This is a genomic window from Kitasatospora sp. YST-16 (genome assembly GCF_026802215.1).
Classification (GTDB): Bacteria; Actinomycetota; Actinomycetes; order Streptomycetales; family Streptomycetaceae; genus Kitasatospora; species Kitasatospora cineracea.
In genome coordinates this window covers 6329594-6344274 of sequence record NZ_CP113837.1, presented here as the reverse complement: position 1 = coordinate 6344274, position 14681 = coordinate 6329594, and the positions used below count along the sequence as shown (strand labels likewise).

General features: G+C 77.4%; 12 protein-coding genes and 1 pseudogene. 3 read left to right on the top strand and 10 right to left on the bottom strand.

Annotation, left to right across the window (positions count from 1 at the left end):
- Positions 1–14: 14 nt before the first annotated feature.
- Both OU787_RS28635 and OU787_RS28630 read right to left on the bottom strand, forming a co-directional pair.
- Positions 15–1505 carry a pyridoxal phosphate-dependent decarboxylase family protein gene (locus OU787_RS28635; protein WP_268661942.1) on the bottom strand — a complete coding sequence of 497 codons (1491 nt, stop codon included), beginning with the start codon at positions 1503–1505 and terminating at the stop codon, positions 15–17.
- Positions 1506–1555: 50 nt separating this feature from the next.
- Positions 1556–2932, bottom strand: coding sequence for a diaminobutyrate--2-oxoglutarate transaminase family protein (locus OU787_RS28630; protein ID WP_268661091.1), 1377 nt, complete (start codon positions 2930–2932; stop codon positions 1556–1558).
- Positions 2933–3191: 259 nt separating this feature from the next.
- Here OU787_RS28630 and OU787_RS28625 point away from each other — a divergent pair, with 259 nt between their 5' ends.
- Positions 3192–3818: a class I SAM-dependent methyltransferase gene (locus tag OU787_RS28625; protein ID WP_030462173.1), complete on the top strand. Its 627-nt coding sequence runs from the start codon at positions 3192–3194 to the stop codon at positions 3816–3818.
- A gap of 52 nt (positions 3819–3870) precedes the next feature.
- On the opposite strand, the gene OU787_RS28620 is transcribed toward OU787_RS28625, so the two are convergent.
- Entirely contained in the window at positions 3871–4575 is a 705-nt protein-coding gene (locus OU787_RS28620; RefSeq protein WP_030462174.1) for a response regulator, read from the bottom strand.
- Positions 4572–6242, bottom strand: coding sequence for a sensor histidine kinase (locus tag OU787_RS28615; protein WP_268661090.1), 1671 nt, complete (start codon positions 6240–6242; stop codon positions 4572–4574). Before OU787_RS28615 ends, OU787_RS28620 begins: the two co-directional genes overlap by 4 nt.
- Before the next feature lie 235 nt (positions 6243–6477).
- Between OU787_RS28615 and OU787_RS28610 the strand changes: the two genes are divergently transcribed.
- On the top strand, positions 6478–7869 hold the full coding sequence (locus OU787_RS28610) for a cation:dicarboxylate symporter family transporter (protein ID WP_268661089.1): 1392 nt from the start codon (positions 6478–6480) through the stop codon (positions 7867–7869).
- Positions 7870–7903: 34 nt separating this feature from the next.
- On the opposite strand, the gene OU787_RS28605 is transcribed toward OU787_RS28610, so the two are convergent.
- The 4 genes from OU787_RS28605 to OU787_RS28590 form a co-directional block, all read right to left on the bottom strand.
- Entirely contained in the window at positions 7904–8329 is a 426-nt protein-coding gene (locus OU787_RS28605) for a hypothetical protein (protein WP_268661088.1), read from the bottom strand.
- A 100-nt stretch (positions 8330–8429) separates the two neighbouring features.
- Positions 8430–9398 (bottom strand): hypothetical protein, encoded by a 969-nt coding sequence (locus tag OU787_RS28600; RefSeq protein WP_268661087.1) that lies wholly within the window; start codon positions 9396–9398, stop codon positions 8430–8432.
- A gap of 58 nt (positions 9399–9456) precedes the next feature.
- Positions 9457–10161 (bottom strand): response regulator, encoded by a 705-nt coding sequence (locus OU787_RS28595; RefSeq protein ID WP_268661086.1) that lies wholly within the window; start codon positions 10159–10161, stop codon positions 9457–9459.
- Entirely contained in the window at positions 10158–11312 is a 1155-nt protein-coding gene (locus OU787_RS28590) for a sensor histidine kinase (protein WP_268661085.1), read from the bottom strand. The genes OU787_RS28595 and OU787_RS28590 overlap by 4 nt, the downstream gene beginning before the upstream one ends.
- 203 nt (positions 11313–11515) lie before the next feature.
- On the opposite strand from OU787_RS28590, the pseudogene OU787_RS34920 reads away from it, so the two are divergent.
- Positions 11516–12124 (top strand): annotated as a pseudogene (locus tag OU787_RS34920) (DUF2306 domain-containing protein); the annotation flags it as partial.
- Between the two features lie 308 nt (positions 12125–12432).
- Here the strand turns inward: OU787_RS34920 and OU787_RS28585 are convergent.
- Both OU787_RS28585 and OU787_RS28580 read right to left on the bottom strand, forming a co-directional pair.
- Positions 12433–13290 (bottom strand): alpha/beta fold hydrolase, encoded by an 858-nt coding sequence (locus OU787_RS28585; RefSeq protein WP_268661084.1) that lies wholly within the window; start codon positions 13288–13290, stop codon positions 12433–12435.
- Between the two features lie 210 nt (positions 13291–13500).
- A complete protein-coding gene (locus tag OU787_RS28580) occupies positions 13501–14667 on the bottom strand; it encodes an MFS transporter (RefSeq protein ID WP_268661083.1) in 1167 nt (388 codons plus the stop codon).
- Positions 14668–14681: the final 14 nt, after the last annotated feature.

Sequence of the window (14681 nt, the reverse complement as noted above, 5' to 3'; positions counted from 1 at the left end):
GCGGCCGCGCGCGTTCACCGGTTTTGCGGTCCTTGCCCCCCGTCGCGCGTACTCGCCCCGGCTTCGACCACCGCCCGCAGCAGGGCGGCCAGTTGCTCCTGCGTGGTGTGCGGGTTGAGCAGGGTGAGTTTGAGCCGGACCCGGCCCGGGCCGTGGCCGGGGAGTTCGGTGCGGCCGACGACGGCGCGGCCGGTGCGGAGCAGGTGGCGGCGGAGTTCGGCGTTGACCCGGTCGCTGTCGGCGGGGTCGGGGACGGCGTAGCGGAAGACCACGGTGGTCAGGACGGGGTCGCAGTGGAGTTCCAACTCGGGTGCGGCGCGGACGAGTTGCGCTGCCTGCCGGGCGGCGAGGTGGCAGCGGTCGACCAGGGCGCCGAGGCCGTCGCGGCCCAGGACCCGCAGGGTGACGGCGAGTTTGAAGGCGTCGGGGCGGCGGGTGGTGCGCAGGGACTGGCCGAGCAGGCTGGGGTAGCCGGCGGCTTCGTCGTCGGCGGGGTTGAGGTAGACCGCGCGGCGGGCGAGCGAGGCGTAGGTGCGGGCTTCGCGGGCCAGGAAGACGCCGGTGGCGGCGGGTTGCCAGCCGAGTTTGTGCCAGTCGAGGGAGACCGAGTCGGCCCGGTCGAGGCCGGCGAGCAGCGGGGCGAGCCGTTCGGAGAGCAGCGCCCCGCCGCCGTAGGCCGCGTCGACGTGCAGCCAGGCGCCGTGGCGGGCGGCGAGGTCGGCGATCTCGGGGAGCGGGTCGATCGCGCCGGTGTCGGTGGTGCCGGCGGTGGCGACCACCGCGATGGGGGTGGCGCCCTCCCAGCCCGCTTCGACGAAGGCGTCGGCCAGCGCGCCGGCGTCCATCCGCAGGTCGCGGTCGACGGGGACGGTGCGGACGGCGCGTTCGCCGAGGCCGAGCAGGGCGGCGGCGCGCTGGACGGAGAAGTGGGCGACTTCGGAGGCCAGGATCCGGGGGCGGACGCCCGTCGGCAGGCCGTTCAGTTCGACGTCCGGGCCGAGGCGCTGGTCGCGGGCCAGCATCAGGCCCATCAGGTTGGACTCGGTGCCGCCGGTGGTGAGGACGCCGGCCGCCCGGGCGGGGTCGAAGCCGACCAACTCGGCCATCTCGGCGAGCAGTTCGCTCTCCAGGGCGGTGGCGGCGGGGGCCTGGTCCCAGGAGTCCTGGGACGGGTTGAGGGCGCTGACCGCGAGGTCGGCGGCGACCGCGACGGCCAGCGGCGGGCAGTGCAGGTGCGCGGCGCACGCCGGGTCGGCCGGGTCGGCCGCGCCGTGCGCCAGCAGTTCGGCCAGGGCGCCGAGCGCGGCCGGCCCGTGCGCGCCGGCGAGTGCTTCCCGTACCTGCGCGGCGAGTTGCTCCGGCGTCCCGGCCGGGATCGGCCCGCCGCGCCGGGCCGCGCCGGCCGCGAGCCCGGCCAGCACTTCGGCGACCAGCGGCCGCAGGGCCTCCGCTCCGGCGGCTCCGCCGGAGAGTGCGGCCGCTGCTTCCGGGTGCTGCCCGTCCATCGCCCCGCCCCTGGTGGATATCTGATCTGTCGTCACGTCCGTTTCCCTGCTCACTGGTTGCTGTTCACCGGCTGTCGTGCGGCGGACTCGACGGCGTCGCAGAGGCGGTCGAGGACGGCTTCGGCCTGCTCGTCGGTGATGGTGAGCGGGGGGAGCAGGCGCAGGACGGCGTCGTGGCGGCCGCCGAGTTCGACGATCAGGCCGCGGGCGAGGCAGGCTTCGCGGACCCGGACCGCGAAGGCGTGGTCGGCGGGGTGGGCGCCGCAGCTGTCGGGTTCGCCTTCGGGGTCGACGAGTTCGACGCCGAGCATCAAGCCGCGGCCGCGGACGTCGCCGATCTGCGGGAGGCGGTCGCGGGCGCCGTCGAGGCGGGCGGCGATCCGGGCGCCGACCGTCTCGGCGCGGGCGACCAGCCCGTTGGCGGCGATGTGGCGGAGGGTGGCGGCGCCGGCGGCCATGGCGAGGGTGTTGCCGCGGAAGGTGCCGGTGTGGGCGCCGGGCTGCCAGCCGTCGTACTCGTCGCGGTAGACCACGACGGCGAGCGGGAGGCTGCCGCCGATGGCCTTGGAGAGGACCATCGCGTCGGGTTCGATGCCGCTGTGCTCGACGGCCCACATCCGTCCGGTGCGGCCGACGCCGGTCTGCACCTCGTCGAGGATCAGCGGGATGCCGCGTTCGGCCGTGATCCGGCGCATCTCGCGCAGCCAGTGGTCGGGGGCGGGGACGACGCCGCCCTCGCCCTGGACGGCCTCCAGGATCATCGCGGCGGGCGGCAGCACGCCCCCGGAGGGGTCGTCGAGCAGGCGTTCGGTGTAGGCGGCGGCGAGCTGCGCGCCGCGGTCGCCGCCGACGCCGAACGGGCAGCGGTAGGCGTACGGGTAGGGCAGCCGGGTGACTTCGCCGCCGCTGGGCAGCGGGGCCTTGACGGCGGTGTTGCCGGTGACGGCGAGGGCGCCGGCGGTCATGCCGTGGTAGGCGCCGGTGAAGGCGAGGGCGCCGCGGCGGCCGGTGGCGGTCTGCATGAGCTTGAGGGCGGCCTCGACGGCGTCGGTGCCGGCCGGGCCGCAGAAGTGGATCCGGGACCTGGCGGCGAACTTCTCCGGGAGGCTCTCCAGCAGGGCGGTGGTGAAGTCGTCCTTCTCGGCGGTGGCGAGGTCGAGCAGGTGCAGGGGGGCGCCGCTGTCGAGGGTGCGGCGGATCGCGTCGAGCACCACGGGGTGGTTGTGGCCGAGCGCGAGGGTGCCGGCGCCGGAGAGGCAGTCGAGGTAGCGGCGGCCGTCGGCGCCCTCGACCGTCATGCCGTTCGCGCGCACCGGGACGATCGGGAAGGACCGGGCGTAGGTGCGGGCGGCCGATTCGCGGATGCGCTGGCGGCGCAGGATCGCGTCGCCGGCCGGTGCGGCGGGGGTGCCGACGGTGAGGGTCACAGCAGGAGCTCCCTTGCGAAGTTAGGTAAGCCTAACTTTATCTCCGGGCGGTTCGGGGCGGACGCCACCGGGCCCGTTGATCACCCGTCCGGGTGAGCCCGCCGCCCCCGGATCACCCGTCCGGCCCCGGCACTCCCCCGCCCGGCCCCCTTCGGCCCCGCCCGGCGTCCCCGCCTCCCCCAACGAGCCGGACCGCCGCCGGTCACGGCCGCCGCCCGGCCCGCCCGGCCCGGACACCCGCCCAAGTACCCTCCCCTCCATGGACACTTCGCCGACCCCGCGGTCCGCCGCCGCCCACTCCCGCGAACTGGCCGAGACCCGCGCCTTCTTCGCCGAACGCGCCGCCCGCTGGGACGGCAAGTACCCGGACGACAGCCCGCGCTACGCCGCCGCGATCGCCGACACCGGCCTGGCCCCGGGGCAGTTCGTGATCGACGCGGGCTGCGGCACCGGCCGGGCGCTGCCGCTGCTGCGGGCCGCCGTCGGCCCGGCCGGCACCGTGCTGGGCGTCGACCTGACGCCCGAGATGCTCGAACGGGCCGCCGCCCACCGGGACGCGGCCGCGCTGCTGCTGGCCGACTGCACCCGGCTGCCGCTGCCCGACGCGGTCGCCGACCTGGTGTTCGGCGCGGGCCTGGTCTCGCACCTGCCCGGCCCGGCCGCCGGACTGCGCGAACTCGCCCGGGTCACCCGCCCCGGCGGCCGGCTCGCGCTCTTCCACCCGCTCGGCCGGGCCGCGCTGGCCGCCCGCAAGGGCCGCCCGCTCACCCCCGACGACCTGCGCGCCCGCGAGCACCTCTTCCCGCTGCTGGCCGCCAACGGCTGGGCCCCGCTCTCCTACACCGACGAGCCGGACCGCTACCTGGTGCTCGCCGAGCGCAGCTGACCCCGGTCGCCCAGGCCGCCGTCCCGACCACCCAGGCCACCGCCCCGCCGGCTCAGTCGCCGCTCCACCGGTAGCCCAGCTCGGGGCGGCCGACCTGGCCGTAGCGCGGCTCGCGGGTGGCGTGGCCGGTGCCGACCAGGTGCTCCAGGTAGCGGCGGGCGGTGATCCGGGAGACGCCGGTGGCCTCGCCGGCCGCGCCCGCCGAGAGGCCGTCGGGGGCGGCGCGCAGCGCGGCGGCCAGGGTGTCGAGGGTGTCGGCGGACAGGCCCTTGGGGAGGCTGCTGCGGTCGCTGCCGCGCAGCAGGGCGAGCGCCCGGTCCACCTCGTCCTGGCCGAGCGCCTGCCCGGGGCGGTCCAGGTTGGCCCGGTAGCGGGCGTACTGGCGCAGCCGGTCGCCGAGCGCGGCGGCGCCGAACGGCTTGAGCAGGTACTGGACGACGCCCGCGCTGACGGCCTGCCGGACCATGGCGAGGTCGCGGGCGGAGGTGACGGCGATGACGTCGGCGCCGTGCCCGGCGGCCCGCAGTGCGGCGCACAGGTGCAGGCCGTGGCCGTCGGGCAGGTAGAGGTCGAGCAGCACCAGGTCGACGGGGGCGCCCGCGGTGCGGGTGCGTTCGAGGGCGCGGACCGCCTCGGCCCGGGAGTGGGCGACGGCGGCGACGGTGAAGCCGGGGGTGCGGGCGACGTAGCGGGCGTGCGCGTCGGCGGCGACCGGGTCGTCCTCGACCACCAGGACGCGGATCGGCTCTCCGGTCACCGGGCGCCCACCTCCGCGCGCTGCAGCGGCAGCCGGACGGTGAGCACCGCGCCGCGCCCGACCGCTCCCCCGACGCCGTCCCCGTCGCCGTCGCCTTCTCCGCCGCCGTCGCCGCCGAGCCGGACCTCGCCGCCGTTGCGGCGGGCGGTCTGGGCGACCAGGGCGAGGCCGAGGCCGCGGCCGTGCTGCTTGGTGGTCCAGCCGCGCCGGAAGACGTCCTCGGCGGCGGCCGGGTCGACGCCGGGGCCGGTGTCGGCGACCCGCAGCAGCAGGTGGCCGTCGTCGGTGCGGGCGGTGACGTGGACCTCGGGGGCGGCGTGGGCGGCGTTCTCGATGGCGGCGTCCATGGCGTTGTCGATCAGGTTGCCGAGCAGGGTGACCAGGTCGCGCGGGGTGAGCCGGTCGGGCAGCACGCCGTCGTCGATCCGGCTGTCCGCGGTGAGGTGGAGGTCGACGCCGCGTTCGGCGGCCTGGGCGGCCTTGCCGAGCAGCAGGGCGGCGAGCACGGGTTCGCCGACGGCGCCGACCACCTGGTCGGTGAGCCGCTGGGCGAGGGCGAGTTCGGCGGTGGCGAACTCCACCGCCTCCTGGTGGCGGCCGAGTTCGATCAGCGAGACCACCGCGTGCAGCCGGTTGGCGGCCTCGTGGGCCTGCGCGTCGAGGGCCGCGGCGATGCCCTTGACGTTGTCCAACTCGCCGGTGAGGCCCTGGAGTTCGGTGTGGTCGCGGAGGGTGACCACGGTGCCGAGGCCGGGCCCGACCGGGGAGGTGTTGAGCAGCACGACGTGCTCGGCGGTCAGGTGCACCTCGTCCCGGACCGGTGCGGCGCCCTCCAGCGCGCGGGTGAGCGACTCCGGCAGGCCGAGCTGACGCACCGTCAGGCCGTCGACCTCGCCGGCCGGTTGGAGGAGCCGGCGGGCGGCGTCGTTGCACAGCAGCACCCGGTGCTCGCGGTCGAGCAGCAGCAGGCCCTCGCGGACCGAGTGCAGCGTCGCCTGGTGGTAGTCGTACAGGTGGGCGAGCTGTTCGGCGTCCATGCCGTGGGTGTGCCGGCGCAGCCGGGCGGCGAGCAGGTAGCTGGCGGCGGCGCCGAGGGCGAGCGCGCTGCCGGCCACGCCGATCAGGGCGAGCAGCGGGGTGCGCAGCCGGGCGGTGATGTTGTCGACGGTGATGCCGGCGCTGACCAGGGCGACCACCCGGTGCTGCCCGTCCAGGACGGGGGTGACCACCCGGACGGACGGGCCGAGGGTGCCGGTGTACGTCTCGTGCTGGGTGCGGCCGGCCCGGGCCTGGTCGGTGTGGCCGAGGAAGGGGCGGCCGATCCGGGCCGGGTCGGGGTGGGTCCAGCGGGTGCCGTCGGGGTCCATCACGGTGATGAAGTCGACGCCGGTGTCGGCCCGGACCTGCTCGGCGTACGGCTGCAGGACGGTGCTGTGGTCGGGCCGGGCGGCGGCCTCCCGGACGGTGGGAGTGTCGGCGACGGCGAGGGCGACGGCGGTGGCCTGCCGGAGCGCGGCGTCCTCGGCGCGCTGGGCGGTGAACAGGTAGGCCAGGACGGCGCCGCCCGCGACCACGGCCGCGACGATCACGACCTGCACGGCGAGCAGCCGGCCGGCCAGGCTGCGCCGGCGGCGGGGTGGCGGCGGCGGGCTGCTGGTCGGGTGCATGCCGACCAGTGTGCACTCCGGGGGGCGGTGCGCCGAAGGCCGGGGAGCGGCGCGGGCCCGGCGGGCCCTGTGTGGACCGGGCGCGGCGGGCGGGCGGGCACCGCGTGAACGCTATGAACGCAAGCGTGCCCCGGTCGCGGCGCGGCCGGATAGTCGTGCGCGGCCCGCCACCCACGGGCCCGGCGCCCTTCCCCCCGGGGGCGCCCACCGAGCCTACGGCGAAGGAGCCGCACGCATGCAGCCGACCCAGCACGAGACGCCGCCCCGGGCGGCCCGGGCCGACCGCACCCACTACCTGTACCTGGCGGTGATCGCCGCGGTGGTCGCGGGCGTGGTGGTCGGGTTGGCCGCGCCCGGGTTCGCGGTGGAGCTGAAGCCGGTGGGCACCGGGTTCGTCAACCTGATCAAGATGATGATCTCCCCGGTGATCTTCTGCACCATCGTGCTGGGCGTCGGCTCGGTGACCAAGGCGGCGAAGGTCGGCCGGGTCGGCGGCCTGGCGCTCGGCTACTTCCTGCTGACCTCGACGGTCGCGCTGGGCATCGGCCTGCTGGTGGGCAACCTGCTGGAGCCCGGCAGCGGGCTGCACCTGACCGCGGCGCTGGCCAAGTCGGGCCACGCGCAGGCCGCGGCGGGCGCGGAGTCCACCACCGAGTTCCTGCTCGGGATCATCCCGACCACCCTGGTGTCGGCGCTGACCGCGGGCCAGGTGCTGCAGACCCTGCTGGTGGCGCTGCTGGTCGGCTTCGCGCTGCAGGCGATGGGCGCGGCCGGGGCGCCGGTGCTGCGCGGCGTGGAGCACCTGCAGAAGCTGGTGTTCAAGGTGATGTCGATGATCATGTGGGTGGCGCCGGTCGGCGCGTTCGGCGCGATGGCGGCGGTGGTCGGGGCGACCGGCACGGCCGCGCTGAAGAGCCTCGCGGTGATCATGGTCGGCTTCTACGTCACCTGCGTGCTGTTCGTGGTCGTGGTGCTGGGCCTGCTGCTGCGGCTGGCCGCCGGGGTGAACGTGTTCGCCCTGCTGCGCTACCTCGGCCGGGAGTTCCTGCTGATCCTGTCCACCTCCTCCTCGGAGAGCGCGCTGCCCCGGCTGATCGCCAAGATGGAGCACCTCGGGGTGAGCCGCCCGGTGGTCGGCATCACGGTGCCCACCGGCTACAGCTTCAACCTGGACGGCACCGCGATCTACCTCACCATGGCGTCGATCTTCGTCTCCGAGGCGATGGACAAGCCGATGTCGCTGGGCGAGCAGCTCTCGCTGCTGCTGTTCATGGTGCTCGCCTCCAAGGGCGCGGCGGGCGTGACCGGCGCGGGCCTGGCCACCCTGGCCGGCGGCCTGCAGTCGCACAAGCCGGCCCTGGTCGACGGCGTCGGCCTGATCGTCGGCATCGACCGCTTCATGTCCGAGGCCCGCGCGCTCACCAACTTCGCGGGCAACGCGGTCGCCACCGTCCTGATCGGCCACTGGACGGGCGAGCTCGACCGCACCCGGCTGACCGCCGTCCTCTCCGGCGCGCTCCCCTACGACGAGAGCGCCACCGCCGAGCCCGGCGCCACCGACCTGCCCGCCCAGCCCGGCGCCCCGACCGCGGAGCAGCCCGCCGGGAGCGCCGGGACCGCCAAGTAGCCTGCCGGGAGCGCCGAGCGGCCCGTCGGGAGCGTCACCGGTTCCTGAGCCACTCGAAGTACGGCGGGCCGAACGGCCAGCGCGGCATCGGCTCGCAGTCCGGCTCCACCCCCGCAGGGACGTCCGCCAGGCCGCCCATGCCGTACGCGTACAGCGCGCCGAGCCCGTACCCGGCCAGCAGCAGCACCGGCCACAGCCACCAGGCGCTGCCGGTCCGGCGGGCCAGCGGGGCGGCGAGCAGCAGCATCAGGGCCACGCAGATGCCCGTCAGCACCGTCTTGGTGAGCAGCCGGCCCGGCAGCGCCTCGTGGTCCTGCACCAGGCACCAGTGCCAGGCGTCGTCCGAGGTGCCGCTCCCGTAGAGCGCCGCCCAGATGCCGGCGCACACCGTCAGCGGCACCCAGGCGCAGCCGTTCGCCGGGGTGCGCCAGCCCCGCCAGGACCGTATCCCCGTACCCATCGGACCTCCGCTCGTGTGGTGATCAACAACCTCCACGCGGGCGGGGGTTCGGCGGTTCCGGGAGCGGATGCGGGTGCGGGTGCCGGCTGGGCGGGCCGGGTCAGGCGGGTTCGGGGGTGGTGCCGGAGAGGGCCCAGGCGAGGCCGGTGGCGGGGTCCTCGAGGGCGAGGTGGAGGTGGCGGAGGTCGTCGGCGGGTTCGGTCCAGGCGAGGCAGTGCAGGCGGGCGACCAGGGCTTCGGCGCGGGGGCGGGAGGGGGTGGCGGCGCCGTCCATCGCGGTGAGCAGCTGCCAGACGGCGAGCCTCCCCTGGGCGGTGCCGCGGTCGGGGCGGGCGGAGGCGAGGTGGACCAGGGCGGGGTAGAGGGCGGCGAACGGGAGCCGGCCGCCGGTGACCTCGGGGCCGCCGGCCAGTTGGGCGGCGGCGTCGGCGGCGCGGCCGCGGACGCAGACGGCGGTGGTCCAGTCGGCCAGTGCGGCGAGCGCGGCGGTGGCCGGGAGGCCGGTCAACCGGCTGCCGGGGTTGGGGAGTTCGAGGACGGCGAGCCCTTCGCGGGTGGGCGGGGCGAGGTGCAGGGCGCGCCGGGCGCCGCCGCCGGGCAGGTACTCGCGGACCCGGGTGTCGCGCTCCCAGCCGCCCTCCTCCCAGGGCTGCAGCCGGTACGGCACCCCGGTCGGGTCGAGGGCGTCGGCGCCGGGGTCCTCGCCGAGCAGGGCGCGGGTGTGGGCGGCGAGCCGGCGGATCGGGGGCGGCAGCGGGAGGGCGTCCAGGACGGCCCGGGGGTGGCGGGTGGCGAGCACTTCCCAGAGCGGTCCGGCGTCGTGGTCGGCGGCGGTCGCGGGGGCGCCGGGCCCGCCGTCCGGGTCGAACAGCCGGGCGGCGAGGGCGGCGGGCGCGCCGTACGCGAGCAGGTGGCCGAGCGGGCCGGAGAGCGGGTCGCCGAGGGCCCTGGCGAGCCGGAAGCGTTCCAGCAGTTCGTCCCACCGGCCCTGTTCGGCGAGCCGCCGCCCGGAGGGGCCCCACCCGTAGCGCTCCGGCCGCCCGGCCCCCGGCCCGTTCTCCACGATCATCCGGTCAATGTACGACCGTACCGGCGCGTTCCCCTGACACCCCGTCAGTGGCGGAGTGTCACGGAAGGCCGGGTCCGGCCGGCCGGTACGGCTGCGGGTCCATCAGCCCGTGCCGGTACGCGGCGGCCACCGCCTGCGAGCGGTCGCGCGCGCCGAGCTTGCCGAGGATCCGTTTGACGTGCGTCTTCACGGTGGACTCGGCGAGGTGCAGGAGCGCGGCGATCTCCTCGTTGGGGTGCCCGTCGGCGGCCAGCCGCAGCACCTCCCGCTCACGGGCGGTGAGCGCCGCCAGCGGGCCGCCGGCGTCCGGCGGCGGCTGCGGGGCGGGGGCGGCCAGCAGGTGGCCGAGCAGGTCCCGGGTGACGGCCGGGTCGAGGACGGCCTCGCCCGCGGCGACGGCGTGCACCGCGTCGATCAGCCGCTCCGGCGAGGCCCGCTTGAGCAGGAACCCGGCCGCCCCGGCCCGCAGCGCGCCCCACACGTACTCGTCGTGCCGGAAGGTGGTCAGCACCAGCACCCGCACGCCCGTCCCGGCCAGCCGCCGGGTCGCCTCGATGCCGTCGCAGCCGGGCATCCGGACGTCCATCAGGACCACGTCGGGCCGCAGGGCGCGGGCGAGTTCGACGGCCCGCAGCCCGTCCTCGGCCCGGGCGACCACCTCGATCCGGTCGGCGGTCCCCAGCACCACGGCGAGTCCGGCGCACAGCAGCGGGTCGTCGTCGGCGATCAGCACCCGGACCGGGCCGGCGGCCGGGGCGCTCACCGCCGCGGCCCGGCGGGGAGGGTGACCCGGACCAGGAAGCCGCCGTCCGGGCCCGGCCCGTGCTCGGCGCTGCCGTGCAGGCGGGCGGCGCGCTCGGCGATGCCGGTCAGGCCGCGGCCGGGGCTGTGGCCGGGCGGCGGGCCGGAGCCGTCGTCGGCGACCTCCACCACGGTGGCGCCGTCCTGCCGCACCACCCGGACGGCGGCGCGCCCGGCGCCGGAGTGCCGCAGCGCGTTGGTCAGCGCCTCCTGGACCACCCGGTAGGCGCAGCGGTCCTGTTCGGCGGGCAGCGGCGGGGTGTCGCGGTGCAGGTCGACGGCCAGCCCGGCCCGGCCCATCCGCTCTGCCAGGTAAGGGAGTTGGTCGAGGCCCGGCTCGACGGACGGTGCGCCGTCCGGGAGTTGGGGCGGGGCGCCGCGCAACAGGCCCAGCACGCGGTCGAGTTCGCCGAGCGCGTCGTTGCCGGTCCGCTCGACCTCCAGCAGCAGTTCGCGGCTGCGGTCGGGGGTGCGGTCGAGCAGCCGCCGGGCGGCGCCGGCCTGCACCAGCATCAGGTTCAGCGAGTGGCCGAGCAGGTCGTGCACCTCGCGGGCGATCCTGGTCCGCTCCTCGGCGAGCAACTCGGCCCGGGCCCGCCGCCGTTCGACCGCCTGCGCGGCCAGCCGGCGCGCTTCCGTCCAGCCGTACGTCCACACCGCCAGCCACAGCGCGAGGAGGCCCACCGGCATCACCACCTCGACGTCCTGCCCGGCGAAGTACCCCGCCACTCCCGCCACCACCAGCGGCGGCCCCCACCCGGCCCGGCCGCGGCCCCCGTACCGGCCCGCGGCGTACGCGCCCAGCAGGTTGGCGTACGGCGAGACCGGGCTCGGCGAGACCAGCTGCGCCTCGGCGGTCAGCGCCAGCGTCGCCACCAGGTAGGCGGCCATCGGGGCGCGGCGGCGCAGGGCCACCGGGAGGGCCAGCAGGACGGTCAGGGCCAGCGCGACCGGCATCCGGCCGCCGATCCGGGCCGCCGCCCCGAGCCGTTCGACCAGCATCGCCGCGCCCAGCACGACGGCGGGCGCGGCGTCCGCGAGCGGGGCCGGGAGCCGGTCCAGCCAGCGGGCGAGCACGGGGAGTCCGAGCCGGTCGGCGACGGTGAGCAGCATCGTGCGGTGTCCTCGGTGCTGGTGGGCGGGTACCGGGCCGAACCCCCGGCGGCCGGGCAGAACCTACCCGAACCCGGCCCGCCCCCGACCCCGGCGTCCACCGCTCTCGGGGACGGAGCAGGGTCGCTACCCCCGCTGGGGTACGCCGGCCGCCCCCGCCGGGGGGACGCCGCGGGCCGCGGCCGCTCCGTAGCGTCCCCGGCATGACACCCCACCGCCCCGCCCCGGCCGAACCGGCACCGGCCGCCCCGACCGAACTGCCCACGTCCGCCGGACCGTTCGACCCCGCCGAGATACCCCCGCCGACCGAACCGCCCGCGCCCGCCGGACGGCCGCGCGCCCTGCACCGGGCCGGCCGGACCGCCGTCGCCGTCCTCGCGCTGCTCGTCGCCGCCGTCTCCGCCCGCTACTTCACCCTCGACCCCGACACCTTCCTCGCCGACCAGCGCACCGTCTACCTCGCCCACCTCGCCCCGCTGCTGCTGCACATCGGCGGCGGCGTCACCGCGCTCGTCGCCGGCCTGCCCCAGTTCCTCCCCGGCCTGCGCGCCCGCCGCCCCGCCGTGCACCGCTGGACCGGCCGCCTCTACGTCCTGGCCGCCGCCGCGACCGGCCTCGGCGGCCTGCTGATCGCCCCGCACGGCCTCCACCCGCCCCTCGCCCCGCTCGGCTTCACCGCCCTCGCCCTGCTCACCCTCACCACCACCGCCCTCGGCCTGCACCACGCCCGCCACGGCCGCGTCCCCGCCCACCGCCGCTGGATGCTCCGCTCCTACGCCCTGATGTTCACCGCCGTCACCTTCCGCCTCTGGCTCCTCCTGCTCACCCCCACCCCCTCTCCCCCGCCACCGTCTACACCTCCGGCGCCTGGGCCTCCTGGCTCCTCAACCTGGCCGCCGCCGAACGCCTGCTGCGCCGCCGCCCCAGGGAAGTTGAACGCGTCCAGTTCAGCTGACGGGGTGTCTCTGCCCCCACGCGCGGGCCCGGAACGGGAGACTCCCGGTGGCAGGCGGACGCGACCGGCAGGGCGGGGTGGGGCTGTTCTTCTCCGGCGACCCCGACACCGGGCACGCCCGTGTGCTGACGCGCGCGGTGCCGGGGCCGTAGCCGCCCGCCCCGGTCAGGGCCGGTCGAGGGCGAGCATGGCCGCGGCGACCTCGGGGGCGGCCGGGGGCGGGAGGGCGGTCGCGGCGTCGTCCAGGACCAGGAGGCGGGCGCCGGGGATCTCGCGGGCCAGGGCCTCGCCGTTGCCGAGCGGGAAGAAGCGGTCGCGGCGGCCGTGGACGACCAGGGCGGGAAGGTCGAGCGCGGGGAGGCGTTCGCGCCAGCGGGGGGTGCAGTCGAGGCGGGCGAAGACCATGCCCAGCTGGTTGGCCAGGTGGACGGGGGCGGCCGCGCCGGCGGGGGTGCGGTCCCAGATCCGGGCGGCGGTGGCGCGGGCGGCGGCGGGGTCGTCGCCGCGGATCTCCGCGCCGTTTGCCGCGAACTCCGCGACCGCCGCGCGGTCGGTCCAGTCCGGCTGCGGACGGGCGAACAGCCGCTTCACGGTCGGGCCGTGGTGGTCGGGCAGGTCGCCGTCGACCGGGCCGGGGGCGACCGGGCGGGTGCCGACCAGGGTCAGCGCCGAGAACGCGCCGGGGTGCTCCAGCGCGGCCACCTGCGCGACCATCCCGCCGACCCCGACACCCGCCAGGTGCACCCGGCTCCCGCCGAGCGTCCCGGCCAGGGCGGCCGCGTCGGCAGCGAGGGTGCGCAGCGTGTAGGCGGGCGCCGCCGGATCGGCCGTCGCCGACTCCCCGCTGTCCCGCAGGTCGTAGCGCAGCACCCGGCGTCCGCCCGCCGCCAGGCGCTCGCACAGCGCGTCGGGCCAGGAGAGCATCGTCGGCGCCCCCACCAGCAGCACCGGCGGCGCGCCGCCGCCGCCGTCGCCGAACACCTCGACGCCGAGCCGCGTCCCGTTCACCTCGACGGTACTCATCGGGCCACCTCGGCGAAGTCGCGGGCCGGGCGGGACGCCCCGACGGCGCACCGGTCCCGGTTCGGGCTGTCAGTGATGATGCGGTTCATACCAGGTCGGACGGGGCCCGCCGCCGCAACTCATCGCCCGCGCGGCGAGGAGTTCCGACGGCGGGCCCCGCACCCAGCAGGTGACGACCGCCACCGGCACGCCCCTTCACGCCGGAAAGAACTACGCCCGCCGCCGCACCGCGAGGGCGGCCAGGGGCGGGGTCGCGGTCAGGAGCAGGCAGGTGGTGAGGGGGAGGTGGCCGAGGAGGGTGCCGGTGAGGGCGGTGGCGGTGGAACTTCCGGCGTTGAAGGAGGAGTTGACCCAGGCTCCGGCGCGGGTGCGCTCGGTGGGGGCGGCGAGTTCGTCGGTGAGGAGGTAGGCGGTGGTGAGGGTCGGGGCGACGGCGAGGCCGGCCAGGGCGGCGACGGCGGTCAGGGCCGGGAGGGCGGGGGCGAGGGCGGTGAGGGCGAGGGCGGCGGTGAGGGCCGCGGTCAGGACGGTGAGGCGGGTGGCGGCGGGGGCGCGCCAGTCGGCGGCGCCGAGGAGGAGCCCGCCGGTCGCACTGCCCGCGGCGAGGGCCGCCTCGACCCAGGCGACGTCGGCGGGGTTGCCGTGGCGTCCGGCGAAGACCACCGCGAGCAGCGAGAACGCGGCCAGGCCCGCCCCGGCGCCCGCGGCGGCGGCGAGCGGCTGGCGGGCCCGGCCGAGCAGGTGCCGGGTGCCGGTGCGGGCCCGCGGGGCGGCCGTCCCGGTGGCGGTCACCGGGCGGGCGACGGCGGCCAGGGCGAGCGTCCCGCCGAGGGCGAGGGCGGCGCTGAGCAGGATTCCGGCGGCCGGGCGGGCCGCGGCGGCGAGCAGGCCGGCCAGCAACGGGCCGGTGACGTACAGGAGTTCCTCGGCGACGGTGTCCAGGCTGTAGGCCCGGCGGCGCAGTTCGGGGTCGGCGGCCAGGACGCTCCACTGGGCCCGGGTGACCGGTCCGAGCGGCGGGGCGAGGGTGCCCGCGGCGGCGGCGAGGGCCAGCAGCACCGGGTAGGGGGTGCCGGGGCGCCAGGTGGCGGCGGCCAGGGCGAGCAGGACGGCCGCGTACCCGGCGGCCATCGGGGGCAGGGTGCGGCGCGGACCGTACCGGTCGACCAGTCCGGCGCGGGTCGGGAAGAGCAGCACGCTGACCGCCGAGAACAGGGCCGTCAGCCAGCCGGCCCGCGGGTAGGAGCCGGTGCCGGCGGCGGTGGCGAGCAGCAGGGAGAGCGGGAGGGTGCCGTAGGAGAGGCGGCCGAGCAGGGCGGCCGGGAGCAGCCGGGCGGCGCCGGGGGCGCGCAGCACGGCGAGGTAGGACGCGGACACGGTGGGGTGGTTCC

Bases quoted from the DNA above. Each gene is read 5' to 3' on its own strand.
- OU787_RS28600 (WP_268661087.1), bottom strand. From the start codon at position 9,398: ATGATCGTGGAGAACGGGCCGGGGGCCGGGCGGCCGGAGCGCTACGGG.
- OU787_RS28605 (WP_268661088.1), bottom strand. From the start codon at position 8,329: ATGGGTACGGGGATACGGTCCTGGCGGGGCTGGCGCACCCCGGCGAAC.
- OU787_RS28615 (WP_268661090.1), bottom strand. From the start codon at position 6,242: ATGCACCCGACCAGCAGCCCGCCGCCGCCACCCCGCCGCCGGCGCAGC.
- OU787_RS28625 (WP_030462173.1), top strand. From the start codon at position 3,192: ATGGACACTTCGCCGACCCCGCGGTCCGCCGCCGCCCACTCCCGCGAA.
- OU787_RS28635 (WP_268661942.1), bottom strand. From the start codon at position 1,505: ATGGACGGGCAGCACCCGGAAGCAGCGGCCGCACTCTCCGGCGGAGCC.
- OU787_RS28585 (WP_268661084.1), bottom strand. From the start codon at position 13,290: ATGAGTACCGTCGAGGTGAACGGGACGCGGCTCGGCGTCGAGGTGTTC.
- OU787_RS28590 (WP_268661085.1), bottom strand. From the start codon at position 11,312: ATGCTGCTCACCGTCGCCGACCGGCTCGGACTCCCCGTGCTCGCCCGC.
- OU787_RS28610 (WP_268661089.1), top strand. From the start codon at position 6,478: ATGCAGCCGACCCAGCACGAGACGCCGCCCCGGGCGGCCCGGGCCGAC.